The organism is Hansschlegelia beijingensis, from assembly GCF_045505405.1.
GTDB lineage: Bacteria > Pseudomonadota > Alphaproteobacteria > Rhizobiales > Methylopilaceae > Methylopila > Methylopila beijingensis_A.
The window spans coordinates 1-7,458 of record NZ_JBJKEX010000133.1; the positions used below are offsets into that span (position 1 = coordinate 1).

A 7,458-nucleotide genomic window follows, 5' to 3' on the forward strand; every position below is an offset into this window, starting at 1 on the left:
GCGTGGCGCGATAGCGGGCGGGCCGCCGCTCAGCGGCCGGCCGAAGCGCCCCTGGTGAAGGCGTCGTCGATCCGCCGGGCGAGAGCGGCGTAGTCCTCGTCGAAATGGTGCCCGCCGGGCAGCTCCAGCCGGGCCGAAGCCGGAAACACGTCGGTCGCGCAGGCGACGTCGTTGTCCTTCTCCTCGAGCTCCTCCTTGCCGTAGACGCACATCACGCGGTCCATCGGCAGGCCGGCGGAGGGCTTGAGCACGTCGTGCTGGCCCGAGCCGACGCCGAGCCAGCCCGCGACGCTGACCTGGAAGTCGGCGGTCTTGGAGAGGCCGAGCAGGGCGATCAGGCCGACCTGATCGCGCACCGAGCGGGAGATGCGCTGCCAAGCGAAGGGGATCACGTCGGCGCCGAAGGAATAGCCCGCGAGCAGGATGCGCTTCGCCTTCCACTCCGGGCCGTAGCGGCCCACGATGGCCTCGAGGTCGTCGCCGAGTTCGCGGGGCGTCTTCTCGTTCCAGAAGTAGCGCAGCGTGTCGACGCCCACGACGCCGTAGCCCTCCTGCTGGAAATAGCCGGCCACGCTCTTGTCGAGATCGCGCCAGCCGCCGTCGCCGGCGTAGATGACCGCGAGGCCCTTGGGGTCCGGACGGTTCGGCGGATAGAGCACCAGCGGCAGCGAATTCACCGCGTCAGGCTCGGCGCCGCCGATGTCGAAGGCGGCCTCGCGCGCCTCGGCGGCCATGTCGGCGCCCGCGTCCTGTTCGACGACCTCGGCGTTCGGCAGGTCTTTCACGAAGTTCTTGAGGTCGTCGGCTGCGGGAGCGGGCGTCAGGATGCGCCACTCGCCCTGCAGGCCTTCCGGCGGATCGCGGCCGATGATGAGGTCCGGCCCGTCCCGCGTGGTCGATTTTGGTCCGTCGCAGAGCGGCTTCGGCAACGGCGCGCGGTCGCTGAAGCCGACCGACACCGCGCCGGAGAACATGTTGGCGGGCGCCTGCGCCAGCATCGCATAGGCGATGTCCGCGCCCGCCCCGACGCCGAGCAGCACCGGCAGCCGGTAGGTCTTCATGCCGAACCTCTTGCCGGCGAGGCGAGCGTAATCCTCGATGTCGCCGGACAGGAAGATGCACTCCTCGGATGTCCGGGCGGCCCCGGCGAGATAGCGCGGCAGGTCGATCGCGATCACCGCGCCGCCTTCCCTGGCGATCGCCTCGGCTTCGGCGGCGCGCGCCGGCGTCCAGCCGTCCATGCCGGAGATCAGCGCTACGATCGCCGAGGGCTCGGCTGCGGGCGCGATGACGGCGACGTCCTTCAGCGTCTCGTTCTCGACGGAGGCGCGGCGGAGCTCATCGGCCGCCGCGGGCCCCGCGAGGCCGGCGAGAATGGCGAGCGCGGCGAGCGGCGACGGCGCCTTCACGCGGCGGAATCCTCGGTCAGCGTGGGCTCCGCGGCAGCCGCAGAGGGCGCGGCCCGCTTCGGGGCGCCGCCGATCAGCGCCGTGATGTCGAGCAGGATCTGGGGCAGCACCCAGCCGCCTGGGCAGGCGAGATAACGCGGCTCCCAGACCGGATCGAACTTCGACTTGTAGGTCCGAAGACCCTCGAAATTGTAGAAGTTGTCGCCGTAGCGGAACAGGAAGGCGCCGACCCTGTTCCAGGTCGGCCCGAGCGGATGGTCGGCGAGGCCGGAGAGCGGGGCCATGCCGAGATTGAACCAGCGATAGCCGTCCGCCTTCGCCCGGATCATGAGGCGGACGAACAGCGCGTCCATCACCCCCTTGGGCGCGTCGGCCGCGTAGCGCATCAGGTCTACGGTCGCTTCCTCGTGGTTGGCGCCGTACCAGAGATTGGCGAAGCCCACGATCCGGCCGTTGTGGCGCACGACGGCGATGTCGAAGTGGCGCAGATAGTCCTCCGACCAGAAGCCGAGGGAGAAGCCCTTCTCGCTGTTCTTCTTGGAGGACATCCAGGAGTCGGAGACGCGCTTCAGCTCCGGGTAGAGGGCGACGGCGTCCCGCGCCGGAACCACGGCGACCTCCAGCCCCTCCTTGCTGGCCTTGCGGTCGACATAGCGCCACTCGTAGCCGGCCTTGCCCTCCAGGGTGAACTTCGAGAGGTCGACCCTGGCCTCCTCGCCGAGCTTCAGCAGCGACAGGCCGAGGTCCAGATAGGTCGGCAGCCGCGCGACGCTCGCCTGGTAGAACACCGGCCAGCCGCCATGCTGGTCGGCTAGCTCGCGGAACGACCAGAGCAGCTCGGAAGTGCGCTCGGCCGGGCCGACCGGATCGCCCATCGCGACCCAGCTGCGGCCCTGGACCTGGTACATGATGAAGGCGTCACCGGCTTCGGAGAACATGAACCGCTTGTCGCCCAGGAAGGCGAGGTTCGAGTCCGCGCGCGGCGAGGTCGCCACGATCGCGGCGATCCGCTCCTCGGGTTCCGGGGCCGTGTCGCGCGGGCGGCCATGCCGATGCAGCAGCGCGTGGAGGCCGATCGCGAGCGCCGCGACGCAGGCCGCGAGGCTCGCTCGCAGGAAGCGCGGGGCGTCGCCCCGATAGGCGAAGTCCCACCACATCTGGTTGGTGTAATCGACGTCCTGATAGGCGAAGAAGCCCAGCCAGATCGAGCCCGCCAGCACGATCGCGACGGCTGCGAGCCAGGCCGGGGCGAGGTCCTGGTCCCACAGCGAGGCGCGCCGATAGAAGGCGCGGCGGTTCACCGTCAGAAGCGACAGCACCACGCCGAGCACGATCGCTTCCTCGACGTCGAACCCCTTGGTCAGCGAGAAGATCAGTCCCGCCGTCAGCAGGACCTGGGCGACCCGGTAGGCGCTGTCGAGCCGCCGCAGGAGGCCGTGAGCGACCACCAGCAGGACCACGCCGACGACGCTCGCCAGCAGGTGGGACGCCTCCACGAAGGGCAGCGGCACGACCCGCCGCAGGACATGCAGCCGGTCCGTCTCGGCCGGCAACGCGCCCGAGACGAGCAGAACGATGCCGCCGAGGAAGACCGCCGCGCCGAGGACGATCGGGGCGACCGGCCGCATGACGGCGGCCAGCATGACGCCGGCGCGATGCATGCGGCCGCGCCGGCGCGCAAGTTCGGAGCCGCCAAGCAGCGCGAGCGCGAGCGTGAACGGGATGAGGTAGTAGACGACCCGCCACAGCAGCAGGCTCGCCAGCACCGCGTCGGTCGACAGGTTCGGCAGGGCGAGCAGGACGGTCGCCTCGATGACGCCGGCGCCGCCGGGCGCGTGGCTCAGCATGCCGAGCGTCATCGCGACCACGAACAGCGCCGCGAAGGTCGGGAAGGCGATCGCCGCGTCGGCCGGAAGCAGGATCCAGAGCGCGAAGGCCGCGCCCATCAGGTCGACGACGCCGATCAGGATCTGTGCGCCCGTCGACTTCACGTTCGGCAGAGCGAGCCGGTAGCCGTCGATCGTCACGGCCCGCTCGCGCCGGCCGATCCAGATCAGATAGGCCCCGAGCGCGACCAGGATGGCGACGCCGAGCGAGGTGTTCACCGTGACGGAAAGACCGTCCAGCCTGGAGACGTCCGCGGCTTCGGTGACGAGGCCGAGCGCGAGCGTGAAGAAGATGCCGATCCAGAGCGTCAGCGCCGAAATCGCCGTGATCGCGGCGACTTCGGCCGCGCCCAGTCCGGCGCCGGCGTAGATCCGGTAGCGCACGGCCCCCGCGACCACGATCTGGAAGCCGATCGTGTAGGAGAGCGCATAGCCCGTGAACGAGGCGAGCGCCGCGATCGGGTACCCGACGTCCCGGCGCTTGATGTGCAGGATGCCGAACCAGTCGTAGCCCGTGAGGGCCACGTAACTCGCCGCGGTGGCGGCGAGCGAGATTCCCAGCACGCGCCAGGGCGTGGCGGCCGCGGCGGCCTTGACGTCGGCGATGTCCACTTCCTGCACGAGCCGGTGCAGGACGAACAGCACCATCCCGAACAGCAGCAAGGACCCGCAGGCCCCGATGGTCCGCCACGGCGCGCGCGCCGCCAGGGCGCGGAGCTTCGGGAACTGCGCCGTCGGGATCGGGTCGATTTCAGGCGCGCCTGCGGCCACGGGTTGGCTATCCGTCCGGCCGTCCGGCTGGTCGGTCACGCGCGGTTCAAGCCGCGGCTCGGTATCGGCCGTGTCGGTCGGTCGGGACATGTCTGCCGTGAGGAGATGTCATCCAGCCCCCGGACGCGCAACCCGGGACCAGCGGCGGACGAAGACAAACACGTCATCGCGGCGGACATAGGGCGGTTCTTAACGCTATTGTCCTAGCAGGAGGCGAAACGCCGCAAAAGTTCAACGGCGACACGAGGTCTCTTTAGCGGGAGAGCTGTCGATGGCCCTGGAGCCACGCACGCCGCCCAGCCCTTCGGCCGACGCGGATCCGCGCCTGACGTCGGGGGCGCCTCCGCTGGTCGTGAGCGTCGAGGGAGGTCTCCTGCGCGGCGATCTCGCGGCGGAAGCCGCGCTCGCCTTTCTGCGCGAGAACCCGTTGCGGATCTTCACGCTGCTGCTCTGGCTGCTGCGCGATCCGGCGACGCTGCGGCGCCGGCTGGCGGCTCGCGACGGTATCGACGCCGGCGCGCTTCCGGTGAACGACCCTCTGGTCGAACTGGCGGAAGCCGAGCATGCGCGTGGCCGCGAGATCCACCTCATGACCGAGGCGGATCCCGGGTTCGCCGCGCAGCTCGCGGGCCGGTTCGACTTCGTCGACGGCGTGGTCGCGGGCGAGGGCGGCGAGGCGCGGGCCCGGGCGCTTCAGAAGCGTTTCCCCGGCGGATTCGCCTATGCGGGCGGCCGCGCCGAGGATCTGCCGGTCTGGCGCGCGGCCCGGGAGGTCGTGGCGGTCGAGGCGGACGGCGCGACGCTGCGCGCGGTCGAGACGCTCCAGAGGCCGCTCTCCGTCATCCCTGGCCGGCCGGTCGGCCTGCGCACGATCGCCAAGGCCGCGCGCGTGCATCAGTGGGCCAAGAACGCCCTCGTGGCGGTTCCGCTGGTGCTCGGCGGCAGAGCGTTCGATCCGCATGCGTGGGCCACGGTTCTGATCGGCTTCCTGCTGCTCGGGCTGCTCGCATCGTCGACCTATGTCCTCAACGATCTGTGGGACATCGACGACGATCGCCGGCACTGGTCGAAGAAGGACAGGGCGTTCGCCAGCGGCCGCCTGTCGATCTGGGCCGGGCTGACGGCGGCGCCGATCGGGATCCTGATCGCCCTCGTGGGCGCGGCGCTGCTCGGCGGCGCCGTGCTGGCCTCATTCCTGGCCTATCTCGCCGTCACTCTGGCGTACTCGTTCCGCCTCAAGCGGATCGCGGTGCTTGACGTGTTCACGCTCGCGGCGCTTTTCACGCTCCGCCTGGTGATCGGCATCGCGCTCGCCGCCGTTCCGGGATCGCCATGGCTTCTGGTCTTCTCCATGTTCATCTTCTCGTCCCTGTCCTTCGCCAAGCGCCACACCGAGATGGTGCGGGTGGCGCTTTCCGGGGCCGAGAAGGCGAGCGGGCGCGGCTACCTCGCTGCGGACGCGCCGTTCCTGATCGGCATGGGGGTGTCGACCGGCATGTCCGCCGTGCTGGTCATGGTGCTCTATCTGATCGAGGAGGCCTTCCGGGCGGGCTTCTACACGACGCCCGCCGCCCTCTGGGCGTTCCCCTGCGTGCTGTTCCTCTGGCTCGGACGGGTCTGGGTGCTGTCCGGCCGGGACCAGCTGAACGACGACCCGGTGGCCTTCGCGGTGCGCGACAGACCGAGCCTCGCGCTCGGCGCCGTGATGGCGCTGGCCTTCGTGGCGGCGGTGCTTCCGCGGTCTCTCGTGTTCTGGTGAGGCGTTCGATGTACGAACTCGCGCAGGCCCTGATGCCTCCCGCGATCCGGTCCCGCATCTCTCCCGAAGAGCTCCGCCGCATCGGCCGCTTCCTGCTTGCCGGCGGCTTCGCGGCGCTGGTGAACTGGGCCGCGCGCTTCCCGCTCAACGAGGTGATGCCGTTCGGCGCCGCCGTGATCGTGGCCTATGCGGTCGGCATGGTGGTGGGCTTCTTCCTGTACCGCTTCTTCGTGTTCGAAGCGCAGCAGGGCGACCCTCGCTCGCAGCTCTGGAAGTTCGTGGTCGTCAACCTCGTCGGCGCCGTCGAGGTCTGGGCGCTCGCGGTCGGGTCCGTCCGATGGCTGGCGCCGGCGATCGGCTGGACGCTCTGGGTCGAGCCGATCTCGCACGCGGCGGCCATCGGCATCGGCGCCGCGACGAGCTATGTCGGCCACCGGCTGCTGACGTTTCGACAGAACTGACACGGCGCGGCCCGACGTCGCGGCATCTTGCGATCCCTGAGCCGCGGCTCACATCGGAGCGGCGGCTCTCCGCCGCCCTCCCAGCGCCGCCGTCGTCTGCGCAGCGCAAGCCTCCCGGGACGTTCGTTTGACCTACAGGCCTGAGATCGACGGACTGCGCGCGGTCGCTGTTCTCGCCGTGCTGCTGTTCCACGCGACCGGGATGCTCCCGGGCGGCTTCGCGGGCGTCGACGTCTTCTTCGTGATCTCCGGCTACGTCATCACCTCGATGCTGGCGACGGAGCTCGACGCCGGCCGCTTCAGCCTCGTCCGCTTCTACGAGCGCCGCGTCCGGCGGCTGTTTCCCGCGCTCGCCGTCACGATTTTGGTGACGGCGGCGGCTTCGGCCATGATCCTGCTGCCGCTCGACCTGAAGGCGATGGGCAAGAGCGCGGTCGCGGCGGCCCTGATGGTCTCTAACGTGCTGTTCTGGGACGAGGCCGGCTATTTCGACGCGGCCGCTCAGACCAAGCCGCTTCTGCACACCTGGTCGCTCGCCATCGAGGAGCAGTTCTACCTCGTCTACCCCCTGCTGCTCGCCGGGCTCTGGAAGTTCGGGCGGCGAGGGCTGCTGTGGACCCTGGCGCTACTCTTCGGCCTGTCGCTCGCCGCCGCCGTATGGATGGCGCCGGGCCAGCCGCTGACCGCCTTCTACCTCGCGCCGTTCAGGCTATGGGAGCTCATGCTCGGCGGGCTGATCGCGTTGCGGCCTGTCAGGCGGCTCGAAGGCGACGTTTTCGCCGGCCTCGGCGTGGCGATGATCGCGGTGTCCTTCTTCATTTTCAACGCCGAGAGCGACTTTCCCGGCTGGCCGGCCTTGCTGCCGACGGTCGGAACAGCGCTCGTCCTCAACGGCGCCCGCGCCGGGACCGCGGTCGCCCGCGCGCTTGCGGCGCCTCCGGCCGTGTTCGTGGGCAAGATCTCGTACTCGCTCTACCTGGTGCACTGGCCGCTCATCGTGCTGCTTGAGTACCGGGACAATGCGCGGCTCGGCCTCATGGGCGGGCTCGCCGTGATCGGCGTCTCGCTGCTGCTCGCCTGGCTGTCCTGGCGTTTCGTGGAGCAGCCGTTCCGCCAGCACGCTCCGGGCCGGCCGCTGCGGGTCTTCAGCCGCGCCGCCGCCGCGACGGCCT

The 7,458-nt window shown here is 70.2% G+C and carries 5 protein-coding genes; 3 read left to right on the forward strand and 2 right to left on the reverse strand.

Annotation, left to right across the window (positions count from 1 at the left end; translation table 11 throughout):
- Positions 1-29: 29 nt before the first annotated feature.
- Together ACIKT0_RS09985 and mprF are read right to left on the reverse strand one after the other, a co-directional pair.
- Entirely contained in the window at positions 30-1,409 is a 1,380-nt protein-coding gene (locus ACIKT0_RS09985) for an AcvB/VirJ family lysyl-phosphatidylglycerol hydrolase (RefSeq protein WP_407105204.1), read from the reverse strand.
- Entirely contained in the window at positions 1,406-4,066 is a 2,661-nt protein-coding gene (gene mprF / locus ACIKT0_RS09990; protein ID WP_407105205.1) for a bifunctional lysylphosphatidylglycerol flippase/synthetase MprF, read from the reverse strand. The genes ACIKT0_RS09985 and mprF overlap by 4 nt, the downstream gene beginning before the upstream one ends.
- 271 nt (positions 4,067-4,337) lie before the next feature.
- Between mprF and ACIKT0_RS09995 the strand changes: the two genes are divergently transcribed.
- From ACIKT0_RS09995 to ACIKT0_RS10005, 3 genes are all read left to right on the forward strand, one after another.
- Positions 4,338-5,825, forward strand: a complete 1,488-nt coding sequence (locus ACIKT0_RS09995; protein ID WP_407105206.1) for a UbiA family prenyltransferase — start codon at positions 4,338-4,340, stop codon at positions 5,823-5,825.
- A gap of 8 nt (positions 5,826-5,833) precedes the next feature.
- Entirely contained in the window at positions 5,834-6,286 is a 453-nt protein-coding gene (locus tag ACIKT0_RS10000) for a GtrA family protein (protein WP_407105207.1), read from the forward strand.
- A 127-nt stretch (positions 6,287-6,413) separates the two neighbouring features.
- Positions 6,414-7,458, forward strand: a 1,045-nt coding sequence (locus ACIKT0_RS10005; RefSeq protein WP_407105208.1) for an acyltransferase family protein, incomplete at its 3' end; no start/stop codon positions are given.